This is a genomic window from Curtobacterium sp. MCSS17_016 (assembly GCF_003234255.2).
Lineage (GTDB): Bacteria > Actinomycetota > Actinomycetes > Actinomycetales > Microbacteriaceae > Curtobacterium > Curtobacterium flaccumfaciens.
The window spans coordinates 2,656,017-2,677,941 of record NZ_CP126254.1 but is presented as its reverse complement, the minus strand read 5'-3'; the positions used below and the strand labels follow the sequence as shown (position 1 = coordinate 2,677,941).

At 72.8% G+C, this 21,925-nt stretch carries 10 protein-coding genes, 1 tRNA gene and 1 other RNA gene; 9 read left to right on the top strand and 3 right to left on the bottom strand.

Annotated features, from left to right (window positions below; genetic code table 11):
* Positions 1–46 precede the first annotated feature (46 nt).
* Both DEJ19_RS12535 and DEJ19_RS12530 read right to left on the bottom strand, forming a co-directional pair.
* Entirely contained in the window at positions 47–688 is a 642-nt protein-coding gene (locus DEJ19_RS12535) for a YdbT family protein (RefSeq protein WP_111234299.1), read from the bottom strand.
* A 300-nt stretch (positions 689–988) separates the two neighbouring features.
* Positions 989–1,073 (bottom strand) — tRNA-Ser (locus tag DEJ19_RS12530).
* A 121-nt stretch (positions 1,074–1,194) separates the two neighbouring features.
* On the opposite strand from DEJ19_RS12530, the gene pta reads away from it, so the two are divergent.
* A complete protein-coding gene (gene pta, locus DEJ19_RS12525) occupies positions 1,195–3,303 on the top strand; it encodes a phosphate acetyltransferase (RefSeq protein WP_071405020.1) in 2,109 nt (702 codons plus the stop codon).
* A gap of 49 nt (positions 3,304–3,352) precedes the next feature.
* Positions 3,353–4,549, top strand: coding sequence for an acetate/propionate family kinase (locus tag DEJ19_RS12520; protein ID WP_027466390.1), 1,197 nt, complete (start codon positions 3,353–3,355; stop codon positions 4,547–4,549).
* Between the two features lie 1,001 nt (positions 4,550–5,550).
* On the opposite strand, the gene DEJ19_RS12515 is transcribed toward DEJ19_RS12520, so the two are convergent.
* Positions 5,551–6,225 (bottom strand): SDR family oxidoreductase, encoded by a 675-nt coding sequence (locus DEJ19_RS12515; protein WP_071405018.1) that lies wholly within the window; start codon positions 6,223–6,225, stop codon positions 5,551–5,553.
* A gap of 37 nt (positions 6,226–6,262) precedes the next feature.
* Here DEJ19_RS12515 and ffs point away from each other — a divergent pair.
* From ffs to DEJ19_RS12480, 7 genes are all read left to right on the top strand, one after another.
* Positions 6,263–6,359: signal recognition particle sRNA small type (gene ffs, locus DEJ19_RS12510), an RNA gene on the top strand.
* Between the two features lie 232 nt (positions 6,360–6,591).
* Complete coding sequence (locus DEJ19_RS12505; RefSeq protein ID WP_111233418.1) at positions 6,592–14,229, top strand: choice-of-anchor G family protein; 7,638 nt, start codon at positions 6,592–6,594, stop codon at positions 14,227–14,229.
* 164 nt (positions 14,230–14,393) lie between these two features.
* A complete protein-coding gene (locus tag DEJ19_RS12500; RefSeq protein WP_111233417.1) occupies positions 14,394–17,210 on the top strand; it encodes a DNA polymerase III subunit gamma and tau in 2,817 nt (938 codons plus the stop codon).
* Positions 17,210–17,809, top strand: a complete 600-nt coding sequence (recR, locus tag DEJ19_RS12495; RefSeq protein ID WP_017888680.1) for a recombination mediator RecR — start codon at positions 17,210–17,212, stop codon at positions 17,807–17,809. The genes DEJ19_RS12500 and recR overlap by 1 nt, the downstream gene beginning before the upstream one ends.
* Positions 17,810–17,925: 116 nt before the next feature.
* Positions 17,926–19,191 carry an aspartate kinase gene (locus tag DEJ19_RS12490; RefSeq protein ID WP_017888681.1) on the top strand — a complete coding sequence of 422 codons (1,266 nt, stop codon included), beginning with the start codon at positions 17,926–17,928 and terminating at the stop codon, positions 19,189–19,191.
* Between the two features lie 43 nt (positions 19,192–19,234).
* Entirely contained in the window at positions 19,235–20,287 is a 1,053-nt protein-coding gene (locus DEJ19_RS12485; protein WP_071405015.1) for an aspartate-semialdehyde dehydrogenase, read from the top strand.
* A 98-nt stretch (positions 20,288–20,385) separates the two neighbouring features.
* Positions 20,386–21,873, top strand: a complete 1,488-nt coding sequence (locus DEJ19_RS12480; RefSeq protein WP_111029411.1) for a malate:quinone oxidoreductase — start codon at positions 20,386–20,388, stop codon at positions 21,871–21,873.
* Positions 21,874–21,925 lie beyond the last annotated feature (52 nt).

Here is a 21,925-nt window from a genome sequence, read left to right as displayed (position 1 = left end):
TGCTGACGGGTGCCGTGCGGTGGCCGCTGACCGGTCCGCCGGTGGGTCAGCGGGCGTTGAGGCCGGCGAACTCGACGGCGAGCAGCCCGCCGACGACCAGCACCACGAGGCCGCCGACGAGCAGGAACGCCGACCGCTGCTCGTACCAGGCGCGGCTCGTCGGGTAGCGCTTCGCGAAGGTGCGGGCGGAGACCGGCCGCGACTCTTCGACGACCTGCACGCCGAGCGCGTCGACGACCCGGTCGAGCCCATCGTCCCCCCACACGTCGGCGCGGAGCCGGAAGAGGTGGGTGCCGGTCCGGTCGAAGGCGACGAGTTCCCGGACGGTCCGGTCCACCGACGATCCGAAGGTCGTGGCGAGCACCAGGCTGTGCACGCGCTCGCGGGGGACCCGCCGGTGCGCCGTGAGGACCCCGCGGATCGTCAGGCCGTCTTCGTCGATCCCGATGAACGCGGTGTGCAGTCGCACGAACACGATGCCGACGGCCGCGGCCATCGCGACGACGATCCCGGCGAACACGGCCCACGTGCGGAACGGGAACGAGACCCAGACCAGGGCGACGGCGAGCGGCACTGCCGAGAAGGCGATGCTCAGCGCGGTGGAACGGACGAGGGACCGGCGCGGGCGGAGGACCGTGTCGAAGACGGCGGGCCGCACGGGCACTGCGGGCACGGTGGTGTCCCCCATGGCGCGTCTCCTCGTCCCCTCGGGTGTTCCGGGCACGCTGATCAGCACGCCCTCCGAGCGACGCCCCTGCCGCTCGATGCACCGCGGTCGGCTCGTCCCGGAGCCGTTCGCTCGGCCAGCATAGGCGACCGGCGGGTACCGGGGACAGCCCGTTCCACCCCTGGTCGGCGTTTCCCGGCCAACCGAGGGGGAACAGGGCACGCGCTCGTCCGCAGGGTGGGGGACCGGACGGTCGTGGAACGACGAAGGACCCGCACCGATCGGTGCGGGTCCTTCGTGGTGGTTCGGCCTTGCTCGCTGCGGAGAATGGGGGATTCGAACCCCCGAGGGCTTGCACCCAACACGCTTTCCAAGCGTGCGCCATAGGCCACTAGGCGAATTCTCCTGACACCGTCTCGCGACGGCGACACCCAATGGTACAGGTTCTGCGCGGTGCTCACGACCGCGTGTCGTCGGTGCCGGTGCTCCCAGATGTCGTGACATGTCCGGCGACTACCCTGGGCCTCGTGTCGACCCGCATCTACATCACGTCAGCAGAAGGGCACACGGGCAAGAGCACCGTCGCCCTCGGTGTCCTCGAGACCCTCGCCCGGTCCGTCGGCCGCGTCGGCGTGTTCCGGCCCGTCGCCAGATCGGTCGTCGAACCCGACTACGTGCTCGAGCTGCTGCTGCAGCACACGGCCGTCGGAATCTCGTACGACGACGCGGTCGGGGTCACCTACGACGACGTGCACGCCGACCCCGAGGCGGCGCTCGGCACCATCGTCACCCGGTTCGCCCAGGTCGAGCGGCAGTGCGACGCAGTCGTGGTGCTCGGGTCCGACTACACCGACGTGGGCAGCCCCACCGAGCTGTCCTTCAACGCGAAGGTCGCCGCGAACCTCGGCGCTCCGGTGCTCCTCGTGCTGGGTGGCCGCGACGCCGCCGAACGTGCGGCCCGCACCCCCGAGGGCATGGCGCAGGTGGCGGACGTCACGACGAGCGAGCTGCGGGCGGCACACGCGCAGCTGTTCGGTGTCGTGGTGAACCGTGCCGACCCGGACGCCCTCGCCGCCATCGTGACGAGCGTCGAGCAGGCCGTGCACGACGACCACCCGGACGTCCCGGTGTGGGCGATCCCCGAGGACCGCGTGCTCGTCGCCCCGACCGTCCGTGCCCTGCTGCAGGCCACCGGCGCCACCCTGGTCCGCGGTGACGACGCCCTGCTCGACCGCGAGGCCCTCGGCACCGTCGTCGCGGGAATGAGCATGGAGAACGTGCTGCCCCGGCTGATCGAGGGCGGCATCGTCGTCGTCCCCGGTGACCGGAGCGACGTCCTCATCGCCACGCTGCTCGCCAACCAGTCCGAGACGTTCCCGAGCCTGGCCGGCGTCATCCTGAACGGCGGGTTCGAGATCGCCCCGCAGGTGTCGCGGCTGCTCGAGGGCCTGTCGAGCTCGCTGCCGATCGCGCAGAACGACCTCGGCACGTACGACACCGCCCTCCGGATCACCCAGACCCGGGGCCGCCTGGCCGCCGACTCGCCCCGGAAGGCCGACCTCGCGCTCGCCCTGTTCGAGCAGCACGTCGACGCCGAGGCCCTGCGCGACCGCCTGCAGCTCGCTCCGTCCGGGGTCGTCACCCCGCTCATGTTCGAGCACGGCCTGCTCGACCGGGCCCGCAGCTACGGCAAGCGCATCGTCCTGCCCGAGGGCGAGGACGACCGCATCCTCCGTGCCGCCTCCACCCTGCTGCAGCGCCAGGTCTGCGAGCTGACGATCCTCGGCGACCCCGCCGCGATCCGCACGCGGGCGACCGAGCTCGGCCTCGACCTCGAGGCCGCGCAGCTCGTCTCGCCGTTCGACCCCGAGCTGCGTGAGCGCTTCGCCGAGGAGTACACCCGGCTCCGCGCCCACAAGGGGATGTCGATCGAGCTCGCCCGCGACACCGTCACCGACGTCTCGTACTTCGGCACGATGATGGTGCAGCTCGGGCTCGCCGACGGCATGGTCTCCGGCGCGAAGCACACCACCGCGCACACCATCCGGCCGTCGTTCGAGATCATCAAGACGCGTCCGGACACCTCGATCGTGTCGAGCGTGTTCCTGATGGCGCTCGCCGACCGCGTGCTCGTCTACGGCGACTGCGCCGTGATCCCGGACCCGACGAGCGAGCAGCTCGCCGACATCGCGATCTCGTCCGCCGAGACCGCGACCCAGTTCGGCATCGACCCCCGCGTCGCGATGCTCAGCTACTCCACCGGCGACAGCGGCTCCGGAGCCGACGTCGACAAGGTGCGCGCCGGCACCGCGTTCGTGCGGGAACGCCGGCCCGACCTGCTCGTCGAGGGCCCGATCCAGTACGACGCCGCAGCCGACCCCACAGTCGCGTCGACGAAGATGCCGGACTCCCCGGTCGCCGGCCGCGCGACGGTGTTCATCTTCCCGGACCTCAACACCGGCAACAACACGTACAAGGCCGTGCAGCGCTCGGCCGGCGCCGTGGCGATCGGCCCGGTCCTGCAGGGCCTGCGCAAGCCGATCAACGACCTGTCGCGCGGCGCCCTGGTGGGCGACATCGTGAACACCGTCGCAATCACCGCGATCCAGGCCGGCACCGCGACCGACGCGGCCTGACCGCCCGACCCGCACCGCGCCTCCAGGCCCGACAGAAAGTGACCACCCCGTGACCGCAGCCCTCGTCGTCAACTCCGGCTCGAGTTCGTTCAAGTACCAGCTCATCGAACTCGAGGACGAGCGCACGCTCGCCTCCGGGCTCGTCGAGCGCATCGGCGAGTCCGCCGGGGCCTGGAAGCACACCAACGCGCTGACGGGGGAGTCGTCGTCCAACGACGCCGCGTCGGTGCCCGACCACGCGGCCGGGTTCCAGGCGATGATCGACGCGTTCGCGAAGGTCGGGCCGTCGTTCGACGAGCACCCGCCCGCCGTCGTCGGCCACCGCGTCGTGCACGGCGGCACCACCTTCGACCGTGCGACGGTCGTCACGGACCAGGTCGAGCAGCAGATCGAGGACCTCAACAGCCTCGCACCGCTGCACAACCCCGCGAACCTCGAGGGGATCCGCGCCGCGAAGCAGGTCTTCTCGGACGTCCCGCACGTCGCCGTGTTCGACACCGCGTTCCACCAGACCATGCCCCCGCACGCGTACACGTACGCGATCCCCGCCGACCTGGCCGCCGAGTACGGGATCCGCCGCTACGGCATGCACGGCACCAGCCACAAGTACGTCTCCGAGCAGGCCGCGGAGTTCCTCGACCGGCCGCTCGCCGAGCTCAAGACGATCGTGCTGCACCTGGGCAACGGCGCCTCGGTCGCGGCGATCGACGGCGGGAAGTCCATCGAGACCTCGATGGGGCTCACCCCGCTCGAGGGGCTCGTCATGGGCACCCGCTCCGGCGACCTCGACCCCGCGGTGCTCATCCACCTGCACCGCGAGGCCGGGATGACCTTCGACGAGCTCGACACCATGCTCAACAAGCGGTCCGGTCTACTCGGCCTGACCGGCAACGGCGACATGCGCGACGTGCAGGACGCCGCCACCAAGGGCGACGAGCAGGCGGAGGCGGCGCTCGCCGTGTACCGCCACCGCATCCGTCGCTACGTGGGCGCCTACACGGCACAGCTCGGCGGGCTCGACGCGGTCGTGTTCACCGCGGGGGTCGGCGAGAACAACGCGCTGCTGCGGCGGCGCGTGCTCGCGGGGCTCGAGCACCTGGGCATCGAGATCGATCCGGACCGGAACGAGCTGGCATCGCGGGACGCCCGCCGCATCTCCACCGACGGCTCACGGGTCGCGGTGCTCGTGATCCCGACGAACGAGGAGCTCGAGATCGCCCGGCAGTCGGCTGCGGTCGCGCTCTGACGCGTGACGCCGTGGCGCCGCGTGGCGCGGCGTCGGGGCGTCGGGGCGTTGCGACGGCACGGTGCGGTGTTCGTGGGCTGGTGCGGGGTTGCCTGGTGGGTGCGCGCTTGCAGCGCGGCACGGGGCGCGGAAGTGCGCACGGGGTGAGCAGGTGCGCACGGTGCGGACGGGAGGCGCGGGGCGGGCTGGCGCCGTGCCTCCCGTCCGCCCGTGGGTCGCGTCCGGCGCATGGTGTGGCGTTCGTCGGTGGGTGCGGGGTTGCCTGTTGGGTGCGCGCTTGCAGCGCGGCACGGGGCGTGGAAGTCCGCACGGGGTGAGCAGGCGCGCACGGTGCGGGGGCGCCTGCTGGGTGCGCGCTTGCAGCGCGGCACGGGGCGCGGAAGTCCGCACGGGGTGAGCAGGTGCGCACGGTGCGGACGGGAGGCGCGGGGCGGGCGGGCTCCGTGCCTCCCGTCCGCCGGTGGGTCGCGTCGCGGCGCACGGTGCGGCGTTCGTCGGTGGGTGCGGGGTTGCCTGTTGGGTGCGCGCTTGCAGCGCGGCACGGGGCGTGGAAGTCCGCACGGGGTGAGCAGGTGCGCACGGTGCGGACGGGAGGCACGGGGCGGGCTGGCTCCGTGCCTCCGGTCCGTCCGTGGGTCGCGTCGCGGCGGCACGGTGCGGTGTTCGTGGGCTGGTGCGGGGTTGCCTGGTGGGTGCGCGCTTGCAGCGCGGCACGGGGCGCGGAAGTGCGCACGGGGTGAGCAGGTGCGCGCGGTGCGGACGGGAGGCGCGGGGCGGGCTGGCGCCGTGCCTCCCGTCCGCCCGTGGGTCGCGTCGCGGCGGCACGGTGCGGCGTTCGTGGGCTGGTGCGGGGTTGCCTGGTGGGTGCGCGCTTGCAGCGCGGCACGGGGCGCGGAAGTGCGCACGGGGTGAGCAGGGGCGCACGGTGCGCGGCCCGGCACCTTCGGCGAGGAGCTCGCACGGTGTGACGAAGCGCGCACGGTGCGGGCGGCACCGACGGGTCAGGTGAGCGCGTTCAGCGCCGCCGGGATCGGGGTATCGCCGCTGGTGACCTCGAACTGCACGCCGACCGCGGCGTCGTCGAGCAGTGCGTGCAGGACGACGGTCGCGACATCCGCGCGGGGGATCGAGCCGCGCGGCACCGTCCGGCCGACGTGGACCGTGCCCTGCGGCGGCGTGTCGAGCAGGCCGCCGGGACGCACGATCGTCCAGCGGAGGCGTCGGGCCCGCAGGTTCGCGTCCGCCTCGGCCTTCGCCCGCAGGTAGACCTGGAACACCGCGGCGTCGTCCTGCGCTGGCACGACGGCGAGCTCGGGGTCGTAGGTGTCGGCCGCCATCGCGGAGATCATCACGTACCGCTCGATGCCAGCACGCTCGGCGGCGTCGGCGAGCAGGATCGCACCGTCGCGGTCGACGGTGAGCTTCCGTTCGGCGCCGCTGTTCGGCCCGGCACCGGCGGCGAACACCACGGCATCGACACCGCGCAGGCGGAGCGCGAGGTCGTCGTCGCCGAGCTGCTCCAGGTCGGCGACGATCGCACGCGCCCCCTGTTGCTCGACGTCGGCCACGTGCGCGGGGTTGCGGACGATCGCGACGGCATCGTGGCCGGCGTCGGTGATCTGGCGGGCGAGGAGCAGGGCGATCTGGCCGTGTCCTCCGGCGATGGCGATCTTCATGTGTTCGAGTCTGCCCGTCGCGTCCGGTAGACTTCTCGGCGGCTCCTCACGTGACGCCATCCAGGCCAACTCCCCCAGGGCGGAAACGCAGCAAGGGTAACCAGGCTCTGGCGGGTGCGTGAGGAGTCTTCTTCGTTCCGGGTCGAGTCGGCTCCCCGGTGTCCCCCCCCGTTCGGGAGGTCTCGCGTCCTTTTTCGTCGATGCTTGCGGACAGCTTCCTGATCATGTGTAAAGATCTGCCTCAGGAATCCCCAACCAGGGTTCCGACCCTCCACCGCCTCACCAGCGGAGGAGCCTCCGCCGCCTCACCAGCGGTGGATTCCGAGGATCAGGTGGCGGGCGCGCCCGCCAGGAAAAGAGACACGCATGCGCAGGCACGCGTCGCTGCCCGGTACCCCCGTACCCTCCGCAGCGGACGAACGGACACGACGGATCACCCGCGCCGACGGCCGAGCTCGAGGACGAGCGACGGACGGTCGGCGGTTCCTCCTGCGCGGCGGCGTCGTCGCCACGGTGACGGCGCTCATCGCCGCCACCGTGGCGATCCAACCCGCTGCGGCCGCCCAGACCGACGTCGCCGAGGCCGAGGGGCTGCTGCTCAGCGGCTCCGGCATCGTGAACGCCGACGCGGTCGCCCAGCTCGGCGGCGCGTACTCCGCGCGGGGTGCGACCTCGGGCGGCGGCACCACGAACCAGCCGCTCAACCTGACGGCGCTCAACGCGGTCGGGGTGGACCTCGGCAACGACATCGACCTGCTGGGCCCGAACGGCATCCTGACCCTCGGCGTCGACGGTCAGTACGCCACGACCTCCGCCACGGGCGCGACCGCGTCGTCGGGGCTCCTGACGAACGACGGCGGCATCGGGGTCGGCACCGGGTCCGGCACCGGCGCTGCGACGGTCAACCTCAACCCGCTGTTCTCGCGCGTCGGCGCCGACACCACGGTGCTGTCGAACGCGCAGCTGCGGGTCGGGGCCCTGGCGTCCCGGATCCAGGCGACGCGCGGCACCACCGTCGGAACGACGACGGACTACCGGATCGCGGGCGCGGACCTCAACCTGACGAGTCCGGCGGTCACCGGACTCAGCACCGCGCTCCGGAACGACCTGCGCACCTTCTCGGGCACGGTGAACTCCGCGGTCGGTGCCGACGGGGCGCTGTCCGGCACCACCACGGCGCTGACGAGCGAGCTGCAGCGGCTCCTCCGCACGACGAGCCTCGGACTCGTGAACCTCAACGGCACGACGGTCACCGCGACCGTCGACCTGAACCTCGACGACACCCTGACCCGTGTGCTGCAGCAGCCGCTCACGGACGGTGCGGTGACGATCACCCCGTCGACCGGCGCGATCACGGTCGACCTCGACCGGCTCACCACGCTGAACGGTCAGCCGGCGAACACGTCGGTGCTGACCGAAGCGGCCGTGAGCTCGATCAACCGGAGCATCACGACGATCCTCGGAACGCAGCTGCCGACGGCGCTGCAGACCGCGGTCGTCAACACGATCAACTCGACCGCCGTGCGGGTGAACGTCACCGCGAACGTCAACCTCGCGGGCATCCCGCTCACCGCACTGGCCCTCCGCGCGGACACCACGCTCGGCGCCCTCGCCGGCACGTCGCCCGCCACCGCCACGGTGACGGCGACCGGTGGCCCCCTCGGGCTGAACGTGCTCGGCACCCTGCTCGCCCCGGCGGTCAACACCGTCGTCGTCCCGGCACTGCAGACCATCGTGCGTCCCCTGGTGACGGGCACGGCCCTGACGAACCTCGGCACGACGCTCACGGCGACGACCTCGGCCGTCTCCACCCTGCTGCGCCCCGTCGTGCTGCTGCTCCGTCAGGTCGTCGACCTCACCGTGAACGCGCAGGACACCACCGGCTTCCGCGACCCCCGCGGGTACGACACCGGATCGCGGAGCGTGCACGCCCTGCGGCTCTCCGTGCTCCCCGGGGCGAACGTCGCCACCGTGGACCTCGCCACCTCGACCGTGCGCGCCACGGCGTTCGCGGCTCCGACCATCACGGCACCCACGGCCGGACAGCAGTTCACGGTGCCGTCGGCGACCTCGACCCGCAGCGTCGTCGTGAGCGGGGCCGGAGAGCCCGGCGCCAGCGTGGCCGTCAGCCTCGGCGGGGACCGGACCGGCACCGCGACCGTCGCTGCCGACGGGACCTGGACGACGACCATCGCCGACGTCCCCACCGGTGCGTACACCGCGACCGCGACCCAGACGGTCGGCGGCACCGCGGCGGGCACCGCGACGCAGGACTTCTCCGTCGTCGCCCAGCGCGCCCTGACGATCACCACGCCCACGGCCGGTCAGACCTTCACCACCACGGGGGAGACCGCCCCGGTCACCCTGACGGGCACCGCGACGGCGAACGCGCGCATCAGCGTCGACCTGGGCGACGGCGTGACCGCGACGGGCACGGCGGACGACGCCGGCGCCTGGAGCATCACCGTCCCCGAGGTCCCGGTGGGCGAGCAGACGGCGAGCGTCACGCAGACCGTCGGCGACACGACCTCGGCACCCGTGACCCGGTCCTTCCGGGTCGTGGCCGCGGCCGGCCTGACCGTCGACACCCCCACGGCGGACCAGGACTTCCCGCTCGCCGGCGACACCCGGTCCGTCCCGTTCTCCGGCAGCGCACAGGCCGGTGCCCGCGTCGACGTCGACCTCGCTGACGGCCTGACCGCCACCACCCGCGCGAACGCCGACGGCACCTGGTCGACGAGCGTCACGGACGTCCCGGCCGGGGAGTACTCGGCCGAGGTCACCCAGACCGTCGGCGGCACCACGAGCGCCGCGGTCACCCGGGACTTCACCGTGACGGCGGCCCCCGCGCTCACCATCGACGAGCCGACCGACGGCAGCACCATCACCGTCGCCGACGACAGCTCGACCACCCCGGTGACGGTGTCCGGCTCGGCGGCCCCGAACGCCCGGGTCACCGTCGGCATCGGTGGTTCGTTCGCCGCCGCGGTCACCGCCGACGAGGACGGTGCCTGGACGACGACCTTCGCCGACGTCCCGGTCGGGGAGCGCACCGTCACGGCGCGTCAGAGCGTCGACGGCACCACGTCCGGCCCGGTGGGTACCACCTTCACCGTCGAGGCGGGCGACCCGCTCGCGATCACCGAGCCCGAGGACGGCGACGTCGTCACTGTCCTCGACGCCGACACCACCACCGACCTCGACCTGGCCGGCACGGCCGAGGCCGGCGCCGAGGTGCGGGTCTCGCTCGGCGACGGACTGACCGCCACCACGACGGCCGACGACGACGGCACCTGGACGCTGACCGTCACCGACGTCCCGGTCGGTCGGTACACGATCTCGGCGACGCAGACCGTCGGCGGGACCACCTCGCCGGCCGTCCGCCAGGTCGTCACGGTGCAGGCGGGCGCCCCGCTCGCCGTCACCGCTCCGGCGCAGGACGCCACCGTCACGGTCGCCACCGACGACTCCGTCGTCGACGTCACCGTGCGGGGCACCGCGCAGCCCGGCGCCCGCATCGAGGTCGTCCTGGACGACGGCGACGCGGTGTCCACCACCGCGAACCCGCGGGGGGCCTGGTCGGTGGTCCTGTCGGACGTCGGCACCGGCGACCACACCGCGACGGTCACCCAGACCGTCGACGGTGCGACCTCAGCACCGGTCGACCGTGACTTCGCGGTCGAGGCCGGCGACGAGCTCGTCATCGTGGCACCGGGTGACGCCCAGGAGGTCCCCGCCGGCACCGGCGGGCAGGCCAACGTGGTCGTCCGCGGCACCGCGGAGCCCGGCGCGACCGTCGCCGTCACGATCGACGAGGGCGACCCCGTCGAGGTCGTCACGGACACGGCCGGCAACTGGGAGCTCCCGACCACGCAGCTCGGCATCGGCGAGCACACCGTCGAGGCCGTGCAGACCGTGAACGGCACCGACGGCCCGGTGGTCACGCGTGACTTCACCGTGGTCCCCGGCAACGCCATCGTCATCGACACCCCGGCGAGCGGCGCACGCTTCGTCGTGGTCGACGCCGACGCCACCGCGACCGTCCGGATCACCGGCACGGCCGAGCCCGGCGCCGCGGTGACCGTCTCGGTCGGCCCCGGCACCCGGTTCACCACCACGGCTGACGACGACGGACGCTGGGCGGTCGACGCCACCGGTCTCGCCCCGACCGGCGTGTACACGGCGTCCGCGAGCCAGGAGGTCGAGGACGTCGTGACGAGCGCCGTCCCGATCACCTTCGAGGTCGTCACGGCCAACGCGCTGACGATCACCGGTCCGGCCACGGACCCGATCACGGTCGCCGGACCGGACGTCGTGCGCGACGTCACGGTCACCGGCACCGGCCAGCCCGGCGCCGCGGTCACGGCGACCCTCGCCGGCTCCGAGGACCAGGAGACGACGGTCGGTGCCGACGGCACGTGGTCGGTCACGTTCCCCGACCTCGGTGTCGACGAGCACCAGGTCACGGTCACCCAGACCCTGGCCGGCACCGTCTCCGACCCGCGCACCTCCGACCCCGTCGAACGCACGGTCACGATCGAGGCTGCCGACGCCGTCACGATCACCGCACCGGGGACCGACGTGGTCCTCCTCGTGCCGGACGCCGACGCGACGCGCGACGTCGTGGTCACGGGTTCGGCGGAGCCGGGCGCGCCGGTGACGGTGCGACTCGGCGACGACGAGGCGACCACCACCGCGGACGCGGACGGCGACTGGACGGTCACGTTCGGCGGGGTCGGTGTCGGCACCCCGACGCTCACCGCCAGCCAGACGGTCGGCGGGACCACCGCCTCCAGTCCGGACCAGACCGTCACGGTGCGGGCCGGGACCGCGCTCGCCATCGTGACCCCGGAGGACGGCGACGTCCTGACGGTCGCCGACACGTCCGGCACCGCCGACGTCGAGGTGACCGGTCGGGCGCAGCCCGACGTCGAGGTGACGGTCCGGATCTCGACCGGCGAGACCGAGACGGTGACCGCGGACGAGGACGGCCGGTGGGAGACCACCTTCCAGGACGTCCCGGTCGGTGACCACCGCGTCACCGCGACGCAGGTCGTCGGCGGGCAGACCTCGACGCCGGTGACGGCGGCGGTGTCGGTCCGTGCCGGAGCCCCGCTCGTGGTGTCCACCCCGCGCGGTGCCACCACCGTCACGGTGGCGGACGACGACGCCACCACCGGGGTCGACTTCGCGGGCACCGGTGAGCCGGGCGCGACCGTCACGGTCGACCTCGGCGACGGCGGGACCGCCACGGCGACCGTGGACGAGGACGGCCGCTGGGCGACCACGGTCGAGGACGTGCCGACCGGTTCGTTCACGGCCTCGGTCACGCAGGCCCTGAACGGCACCACGAGTGCGGCGGTCGAACGACCGGTGTCCGTGGTCGCCGCCGCGGACCTCACCATCCGTGAGCCCGGCGACGACCCGATCACGGTGGCCGACGGCGACGCGACGACGACCGTGACGGTCGCCGGGGACGCCCAACCCGGCGCCACGGTGACGGTCACCGTCGACGACCGCCACCCCGTCGAGGTCACCGCCGGTGACGACGGCTCGTGGAGCGTCGACGTGCCGGACCTCGGTGTCGGCGAGCACACCGTCGAGGTGACGCAGACCGTCGACGGCTCGACCTCGACCACCCCGGTCGGGACGACGTTCGAGATCGAGGCGGGCGCGCCCGTCGTCATCACCGAGCCGACGGCCGACCAGGAGTACACGGTCGCCGACGGGGACGGCACGACGACGGTCGACGTCGCCGGCACCGCCGAGCCGGGCGCGACCATCGTGGTCGACCTGGGCGACGGTCGCACCGAGTCGACCACCGCGGACGACGACGGCGCGTGGAGCGTCTCGGTCCCCGGTGTGCCGGCCGGCACCACGACCGTGAGCGTGACGCAGCGCATCGACGGCACCGAGTCGGCGCCGGTGACGGTGGACGTCCGAGTCCTCGTCGCCGACCCGATCACGATCGCCACCCCGGCGGACGGCACCACGATCCGGGTCGCCCAGCGCGACTCGGTCGCGACCCTCACCGCCGCGGGGGCCGCCGAGCCCGGTGCCGAGGTCCGTGTCGCGATCGACGGCGGCGACGCCCGGACCGTGACCGCGACCGACGCCGGCACCTGGAGCGTCGAACTGCCGGACACCACCGTCGGCGAGCACACGATCCGTGCGACCCAGACGGTCGACGGCTCGACGTCCGCGGTGGTGCGCAGCACCTTCACCGTGGCACCCGGTGCCGCGCTGACGGTCACCGCCCCGGCCGATGACACCACGTTCACCGTGCCGAGCACCGACCCCACCGCGACCGTCCCGGTCGGTGGCGAGGGCCAGCCCGGCGCGACGGTCCGCGTCGTCCTCGACGACGTCGACCCGGTCGTGGTCCGTGTCGGCACCGACGGGCGGTGGGAAACCACGCTGACCGACGTGCCGGCGGGGGACCACACGCTCGTCGTCACCCAGGTCGTGAACGGCACGACGTCCGATGCGATCGAGCGCGACGTGACCGTCGTGGCCGCCGCCGCGGACGCGATCGTCGTGACCAGCCCGGCCGACGGCACCGACCACCGGGTGCTCGGCGGTTCGACCAACGTGCGGGTGACCGGCACCTCGGCACCGAACGCCGCCGTCTCGGTCCGCATCGACGACGGCACCGCGGTCACCACGACCGCGGACGACGACGGTACGTGGTCCGTGACGGTGCGGGACGTCGACGAGGGATCCCACACGATCGCCGCCAGCCAGACGGTCGACGGTGTCACCACCGACGCTCCGCAGGTCGGCTTCACCGTGACGGCCGCGACGCCGGTCGTCATCTCGAGCCCGACCGACGGCCAGGCGTTCCCGACCACGGGGTCGACGACGTCGGTCCCGGTGAGCGGCACCGCCGAGCCCGGTGCGACCGTCACGGTCGACCTCGACGGCCGGACCGCCACGACGACCGCCGGCGACGACGGTTCGTGGACGGTCACGATCGGTGGCGTGCCGCTCGGGGACCACACCGTTTCGGTGACGCAGACGGTCGGCGGTCGGACCTCCGACCCGGTGACCGCCGACGTCACGGTCGTCGCTGCGCAGGAGACGGGCATCGTCATCACGAGCCCCGACCCCGGGCAGCTGATCCAGGCGGACGGCTTCGGAGACACCGGCTCGTTCACGGTGACCGGTCAGGCCACCCCCGGCGCCGCGGTGACGGTGACCCTGTCCACCGGGCAGGTCCGCACCACCACCGCCGACGACGAGGGTGCATGGAGCGTCGTGTTCGAGCGCGTCCCCGAGGGGGAGTGGACGATCAGCGCCACGCAGTCGGTGAACGGCACGACCTCGGCAGCGCCGCAGGTGCCGATCGTGGTCGACACCCTGGAGCCGCTCGCGGTCACCTCGCCGACACCGGGTTCGCAGTACATGGCCGACGAGGACGGTGACCACGACCTGATGGTCACGGGCACCGCCGAGCCCGGCGCGACCGTCACCGTGCAGCCGATGGGCCGCGACGCCGTCGCCACGACTGCCGACGAGGACGGCGAGTGGTGGGTCATGGTGGCGCTGCCGGTCGGCGGTCACATGCTGCGCGTCACCCAGTCGGTCGGCGGGTTCACCTCGCAGGCGCAGATGCTCCGCGTCATGGTGATGGACGACGCCGTCGACCCGGAGGAGCCGGGCACGCCCGGCACCCCGGGGACGCCCGGAACGCCTGGGACGCCCGGGGCCCCCGGAACGCCTGGGACGCCCGGGACCCCCGGAACGCCGGGTGCACCCGGGACGCCGGGGACCGGCGGCGGCTCCGGCACCGGGACCGGGACCGGCACCGGCATCGGCGGTGGCTCCGGGAACGGCTCCGGCGCCGGGATCGGTGGCTCCGGCAACGGCACCGGTGCCCTCGCCTGGACCGGCGCCGACGTCGTCCCGATCGCCGGCACCGCGGCGGGCCTGGTGGCCCTCGGGTTCCTGCTGCTGGGGCTCTCCCGCCTCGCCGGCAGGCTCCGTCGCCGCACCCGCGGCTGAGTCCGCACCAGCGTCACACACCGCGCCTCCCGCCCGTCGACCAGACGGACGGGAGGCGCGGTGCCGTCCGGGCGCTCGGCCCACCGCCGACGGGTGGTCCGGCCCGGCAGGACGACCTGTGGACGGGCACGCGGGTTGTCGGTCGTGACGGCTACCCTTGTCGCGTGGTCACCGCCCTGTATCGCCGTTACCGGCCCGAGAACTTCGCCGAGCTGATCGGGCAGTCGCAGGTCACCGACCCGCTCCGCACGGCGCTCCGCACGAACCGCGTCAACCACGCCTACCTGTTCAGCGGGCCCCGTGGCTGCGGCAAGACGACGTCGGCCCGCATCCTGGCGCGCTGCCTGAACTGCGCCGAGGGCCCGACCGACACCCCGTGCGGCGTCTGCCCGAGCTGCGTGGAACTCGCCCGCGACGGCAGCGGTTCGCTCGACGTCATCGAGATCGACGCCGCGAGCCACAACGGTGTCGACGACGCGCGTGACCTGCGCGACCGTGCCGTGTTCGCGCCGGCTCGCGACCGCTACAAGATCTTCATCCTCGACGAAGCGCACATGGTGACGCCGCAGGGCTTCAACGCACTGCTCAAGCTGGTCGAGGAACCCCCGGAGCACGTCAAGTTCATCTTCGCGACGACCGAGCCCGAGAAGGTCATCGGCACCATCCGGTCGCGCACCCACCACTACCCGTTCCGGCTCGTCCCGCCTGCGGTGATGCTCGAGTACATCGAGCAGCTCTGCACGCAGGAGTCCGTGTCGGTGGCCCCCGGCGTCCTGCCCCTGGTGGTGCGTGCCGGCGGTGGATCCGTCCGTGACACCCTGTCGCTGCTCGACCAGCTGATGGCCGGCAGCGAAGACGGTGCGATCGCCTACGAGCGTGCCGTGGCCCTGCTCGGCTACACCGACGCAGCCCTGCTCGACGACGTCGTCGACGCCCTGGCCGTCGCCGACCCGGCGTCCGCGTTCGCCGCGATCGACCGCGTCGTGCAGACCGGACAGGACCCCCGCCGCTTCGTCGAGGACCTGCTCGAGCGCCTGCGCGACCTGATCGTCGTCGCGGCGACGAACGAGAGCGCCGCCGCCGTCCTGCGCGGGGTCTCACCGGAAGAACTCGACACCATGAGCCGCCAGGCCGGGGTCTTCGGCGCGACCGGGCTCTCCCGTTCCGCCGACATCGCGAACCGTGCCCTCACCGAGATGACCGGCGCGACCTCGCCCCGGTTGCACCTCGAGCTCATGACGGCCCGCATGCTCGTGCCCGAGGCCGACGACACCCAGCGCGGAGCCCTCGCCCGGGTGGAGCGGCTGGAACGTCGTGTCGGGGTGGGTGACGTCGGTGGACACGACGCCGGTGGACACCAGGCCGACGCCGGCGAGCAGTCCGCTCCCGCCTTCGCCGCTGCACCGCGTCGTGAGCAGCCGGCAGCCGCGGCTCCCGCAGCGCCTGCTCCCTCCCTCGCCCCGACGCCCGCTCCGGCAGCGGCTCGTGCGACGCCTGAGCGTCCCGTCGAGCAGCCCGCCGCGCCGCAGGCCGACTCCGGAGCCGTGGCCCGTGACGCCGCAGCGTCGTGGGCAGCGGTCGCTCCGAGCACTCCTGGAGCGCCCGGACAGACCTCGGCCGAGCCCGCGAAGTCCGAGCCCTCGAAGCCGGAGCCCTCGAAGCCCGCGGCCGAGCCGGTCAGCCCGTCGTCCACGGGTCAGGGCACGACGATCGGGGACGAGCCCGCCGTCCGGACCGTCGGTGCCGTCGGCTTCCAGCAGATGCGTGACTCTTGGCCGCAGATCGTCGAGCACGTGCAGCACGCCAAGCGTTCGGCGTGGTCGGTGGTCGTCACGGCGCAGGTCACCGCGCTCCGCGACGACGTGCTGACGCTGACGTTCCCGAGCCAGCAGGACGTCGCCTCGTTCAAGGAGATGTCCGACCCCTCGGCGAGCGTCAGCGAACTGCTCCGCGCCGCCATCGTGGACGTCCTCGGGCTCCGGGTGAAGTTCGTCGCCCGCGGGCCCGGACAGCAGCAGCGTCCCCAGCAGCAGCAGCAGCAGTCGGCTCCGGCACCGCAGGCTGCCGCACCGGCCCAGCGTCCGGCGCCCGCTGCCCAGGCGCCCGCCGCCGCCGCCGCGACCCCGGCCCCGGCCCCGGCGCCCGAGTCCGCAGCACCGGAGTCCCCGGCACCGGCGTCCGCTGCCGAGCCCACGCCGACGGCTGCCCCTGCCGCCGAGCCGAAGGCCGCGTCGGCAGCACCCGGGTCGACGGCACCTCCTGCGCCGACGGCAGCGCCCGCGCCGAAGTCCGCGCCGGCGCCGAAGTCCGCGCCCGAGCCGAAGGCAGTGCCGACCGCGTCCGCCCCGCAGCGCGACCAGGCACCGGCCGAACCGACCCCCGCTCCCTCGGGAGCGCCGGTGACGGACTGGGCGGTCGCGACGATCCCCGCCAGCGACCCCACCGCCGACGCCGTCCCGGAGTCCGTCGAGCCCAGCTGGGCAGCACCCTTCGGCACCGTGCCGGCGTCCGCGCCGGTCGCCCCCGCCGAGACGAGCACGCCCCAGCCGGCCGAGTCGGCACCGTCGGCCGCACCCGCGCGACCGGGCGCTGCCACGGCCGGGCAGCCCGACGGCCCGACCACCCCGGGTCCGCAGGCGGCGTCCGGAGCGGGAGCCGTGCCTCCCGGCGGTCCCGTCGTGCCGGGCGTCCCGGTCGACGACTACCCGCTCGACGACGAACCGTACGACGACGGCGCCCCGTTCCCTGACCCTGGGATCGGACGCGGTGCAGCGCCAGCAGCACCCGCAGCCGCCGCGCCGGCAGCCCCGACGCAGCAGCCCGCACCGCAGCGCGCGGCCCAGCCCGCCGCCGCTCCCGCGCGCACCGCACCGCCCGCACGCCGCGCCCCGGTCGCCGGCCGGTACGGCGAGGCGGTCGTGCGTGAGATCCTCAACGCCCAGTTCATCGAGGAGACCGCTCTCCACCAGGACGGTGCCTGATGTACGACGGGATCGTCCAGGACCTCATCGACGAGTTCGGTCGCCTGCCCGGCATCGGCCCGAAGTCGGCGCAGCGCATCGCCTTCCACATCCTGCAGACCGAGTCGTTCGACCCGAGTCGTCTGTCCGAGCTGCTGGCCGACGTCAAGGAGCGGGTCCGCTTCTGCGAGATCTGCGGCAACGTCACCGAGAACGTCCAGTGCAGCATCTGCCGCGACCCGCGCCGCTCGCCAGCCACGATCTGCGTGGTGGAAGAAGCGAAGGACGTCGCGGCGATCGAGCGCACCCGCGAGTTCCGCGGGCTGTACCACGTGCTCGGCGGGGCGATCAGCCCGATCGACGGCATCGGACCGGACGACCTGCGCATCCAGCAGCTCATGACGCGTCTGGCCGACGGCACCGTGGCCGAGGTCATCATCGCGACCGACCCCAACCTCGAGGGCGAGGCGACGGCGACGTACCTCAGCCGGCTGCTCGTCCCGATGGGCATCCGCACCACCCGGCTCGCGTCGGGGCTGCCGGTCGGCGGCGACCTGGAGTACGCCGACGAGGTCACGCTCGGTCGTGCCTTCGAGGGGCGCCGCGTCGTCGGCGGCTGACCACCACGCAGGATCCTTGCGTCAGGGCCCGCTCGCACGCAACATCCCCGAAACACCGACTACCATTGTGAGACCGCGTGACCTCGCGGTGTCGCCGTCTCCGGGAGTACCAGCCAGTGGCCTTGATCGTGCAGAAGTTCGGTGGTTCATCCGTCGCGGACGCCGAGAGCATCAAGCGCGTGGCGAAGCGGATCGTCGAGACGAAGAAGGCCGGCAACGACGTCGTCGTGGCGGTGTCGGCGATGGGCGACACCACCGACGAACTCGTCGACCTGGCGCACTCCGTCACACCGATCCCCGCCGGCCGTGAGCTCGACATGCTCCTGACCGCGGGGGAGCGCATCTCGATGGCGCTGCTCGCGATGGCGATCAAGAGCCTCGGGGTCGAAGCGTCGTCCTACACCGGCAGCCAGGCCGGCATGCTCACCGACGCCCAGCACGGCAAGGCCCGCATCGTCGACGTCACCCCGAAGCGCGTGCGCGAGGCGCTCGACTCCGGCCACGTCGCGATCGTCGCCGGGTTCCAGGGCTTCAACCGCACGACGGGCGAGATCACGACGCTCGGTCGCGGCGGCTCCGACACCACCGCCGTCGCCCTCGCCGCAGCGCTCGACGCCGACGTCTGCGAGATCTACACCGACGTCGACGGCATCTTCACCGCCGACCCCCGCGTCGTGCCGAAGGCCCGCAAGGTCGACCGCGTCACCAGCGAGGAGATGCTCGAGCTCGCAGCCTCGGGTGCCAAGGTCCTGTACATCCGCGCCGTCGAGTACGCCCGGCGGCACGGCGTCACCCTGCACGTCCGGTCCTCGTTCAACAACAACGAGGGCACCATCGTCTACAACCCTGCCGAGGGGGAAACCGTGGAAGAACCGATCATCACCGGGATCGCCGGAGACCTCTCCGAGGGCAAGATCACCGTCGTGGGGGTCCCGGACCAGCCGGGCAAGGCCGCCGAGATCTTCACCAACGTGGCACGCGCCGGGGCGAACATCGACATGATCGTCCAGAACGTGTCGGCGGCGTCGACCGGGCGGACGGACATCTCGTTCACCCTGCCGAAGGACCAGGGCCAGACCGTGCTGACGGCGCTCGAGGTCGCGAAGGCCGACATCGGCTACGAGAGCATCCAGTACGACGACCAGATCGGCAAGCTCGCCCTGGTCGGCGCCGGCATGCGCACGAACGCCGGTGTCTCGGCGCAGCTGTTCCGCGCCTTGCACGACGCGTCGATCAACATCGAGATGATCTCCACGTCCGAGATCCGCATCTCGGTCGTGACCCGTGCCGACACCCTGAACGAGGCGATGCGCGTCGTGCACAGCGCATTCGGCCTCGACGCCGACGCCGAGGCCGTCGTCTACGCCGGCACCGGCCGCTGACGCCCGCCGACCCGTCGATCCGCTGAACCACCAGGAGCACCGCATGAGCACCCTCACCGTCGCCGTCGTCGGCGCCACCGGCCAGGTCGGCGCCGTGATGCGTCGCCTGCTCGAAGAGCGCGCGTTCCCGGCCGACCGGGTCCGCTTCTTCGCGAGCGCCCGTTCCGCCGGCACGACGCTGCCGTTCCGCGGCGAGCAGATCGTGGTCGAGGACTCCGAGCTCGCCGACCCGTCCGGCATCGACATCGCGCTGTTCTCCGCCGGGGCCACCGCCTCGCGGGCCCTCGCGCCGAAGTTCGCCGCCGCCGGCGCGCTCGTCGTCGACAACTCGAGCGCCTGGCGCATGGACCCCGACGTCCCGCTCGTCGTGAGCGAGGTGAACCCGCACGCCATCGACCAGGCGCCGAAGGGGATCATCGCGAACCCGAACTGCACGACCATGGCGATCATGCCGGTGCTCAAGGTGCTCGACACCGAGTCCGGGCTCCGCCGCCTGGTCGCGACGACCTACCAGGCGGTCTCGGGTTCCGGGCTCGCCGGGGTCGAGGAACTCCTGGGCCAGGCGAAGGCCGCGCTCGAGCAGGACACCGCTGCGCTGACGCACGACGGATCCGCCGTGACGTTCCCCGAGCCCGTCAAGTACGTCCGCCCGATCGCCTTCGACGTCGTGCCGCTCGCCGGCAGCATCGTCGAGGACGGCCTGGGCGAGACCGATGAAGAGAAGAAGCTCCGGAACGAGAGCCGGAAGATCCTCGAGCTGCCCGACCTGCTCGTCGCCGGCACGTGCGTGCGCGTCCCCGTGTTCACCGGGCACTCCATCTCGGTGCACGCCGAGTTCGAGCGTCCGCTGTCGCCCGAACGTGCGACCGAGATCCTGTCGAGCGCACCCGGAGTCGAACTCTCCGACGTCCCGACCCCGCTGCAGGCCGCCGGCCAGGACCCGGCGTTCGTCGGCCGCATCCGCGCCGACCAGTCCGCGCCCGAGGGCCGCGGCCTCGTGCTGTTCGTCAGCAACGACAACCTGCGGAAGGGTGCCGCGCTCAACGCGGTGCAGATCGCCGAGACGATCGTCGCGCGCCGCTCCGTCGACGCGTAGCGCGCCCCGGGCGCGACCAGCAGACGGACAGGAGGCCCGTGGCGACACCGCCACGGGCCTCCTGTCCGTCTGTCGGGTGCCGCCGGTAGGATCGACGGGTGGCAGAGCAGCAGGTGGACCCCATCGACGTCGTCCTGATCGGCGGAGGCATCATGAGTGCCACGCTCGGGGCCATCATCCACAAGCTCGAGCCGAGCTGGAAGATCCGCGTGTACGAGCGGCTCGGCACGGTGGCGCAGGAGTCCTCGAACCCCTGGAACAACGCGGGCACCGGCCACTCGGCACTGTGCGAGCTGAACTACACGCCGGAACTGCCTGACGGCCGCGTCGACATCGCGAAGGCCGTCACGGTCAACGAGCAGTTCCAGGTCTCGCGGCAGTTCTGGGCGCACCTGGTCGAGACCGGCGTGCTGCCGGAGCCCACGAACTTCATCAACCCCACGCCGCACATCTCCTTCGTGTGGGGCGAGGCCAACGTCGCCTACATGCGCGCCCGGTACGAGGCCATGCGGGACCACCCGCTCTTCGCGGGCATCGAGTTCTCGGACGACCCGGCGCAGATCCGGAAGTGGGCACCGGCGCTCATCCCCGGCCGCAAGAAGGACCAGCCGATCGCGGCGACCTACTCGGCAGCCGGCTCGGACGTCGACTTCGGGTCGCTCACCCGTCAGCTCTTCGACCAGCTCGAGATCGACGGTGTCGAGTTCGAGCCCTCGCACCAGGTCACCAACCTGACCCGCTCGAAGGTGTCCGAGGGCTGGGTGCTCAACGTCCGCAACGAGATCGGCCGGTCGACGCAGCGCATCGCCGCGAAGTTCGTCTTCGTCGGCGCCGGCGGCGGAGCCCTGCACCTGCTGCAGAAGTCCGGCATCCCGGAGATCCGCGGCTACGGCGGCTTCCCGGTGTCGGGCGAGTTCCTGCGCACCGACGACCCCGAGGTGGTGCAGAAGCACTCCGCCAAGGTCTACGGCAAGGCCAGCGTCGGTGCCCCGCCGATGTCGGTGCCGCACCTCGACACCCGCATCGTCGACGGTGGGTCGTCGCTGATGTTCGGGCCGTACGCCGGGTTCAGCCCGAAGTTCCTGAAGCAGGGCTCGGTCCTCGACCTGTTCCGTTCGATCCGACCGCACAACCTCCGCCCGATGCTGAGCGTCGCGTTCTCGAACTTCGACCTGGTCCGCTACCTGGTCGGCCAGCTCCTCGCGTCGAAGCACACCAAGTTCGAGGCGCTCCGCGACTTCATGCCGAGCGCCGAGCCCGAGAACTGGCACCGCATCACCGCGGGGCAGCGTGTCCAGGTGATCAAGCCCGACAAGGACAAGGGCGGTGTGCTGCAGTTCGGCACCGAGGTCATCACCGCCGCCGACGGCTCGATCGCCGGCCTGCTCGGGGCGTCGCCGGGTGCCTCGACCGCCGTGCCGATCATGCTCACGATGCTGCGCCGGTGCTTCCCGGACCGGTGGGACGGCTGGCAGGACGACGTCCGCGCGATGGTGCCGACCTACGGGCAGGACCTCGGGGACGACCCGGCTCTGGCCGACGCCACGCTCGAGCGCACCGCGAAGGTGCTCGGCCTGCACCACTGAGGCCTGTCGTGGTCCGGGCCGGTTTGCGGTCTGTTCGAACGTGTGTTCGAAT

Excerpts from the sequence above, each read along its gene's own strand:
- DEJ19_RS12535 (WP_111234299.1), bottom strand. The coding sequence starts at position 688 with ATGGGGGACACCACCGTGCCCGCAGTGCCCGTGCGGCCCGCCGTCTTC.
- DEJ19_RS12505 (WP_111233418.1), top strand. The coding sequence starts at position 6,592 with ATGCGCAGGCACGCGTCGCTGCCCGGTACCCCCGTACCCTCCGCAGCG.
- recR (WP_017888680.1), top strand. The coding sequence starts at position 17,210 with ATGTACGACGGGATCGTCCAGGACCTCATCGACGAGTTCGGTCGCCTG.
- DEJ19_RS12515 (WP_071405018.1), bottom strand. The coding sequence starts at position 6,225 with ATGAAGATCGCCATCGCCGGAGGACACGGCCAGATCGCCCTGCTCCTC.
- DEJ19_RS12485 (WP_071405015.1), top strand. The coding sequence starts at position 19,235 with ATGAGCACCCTCACCGTCGCCGTCGTCGGCGCCACCGGCCAGGTCGGC.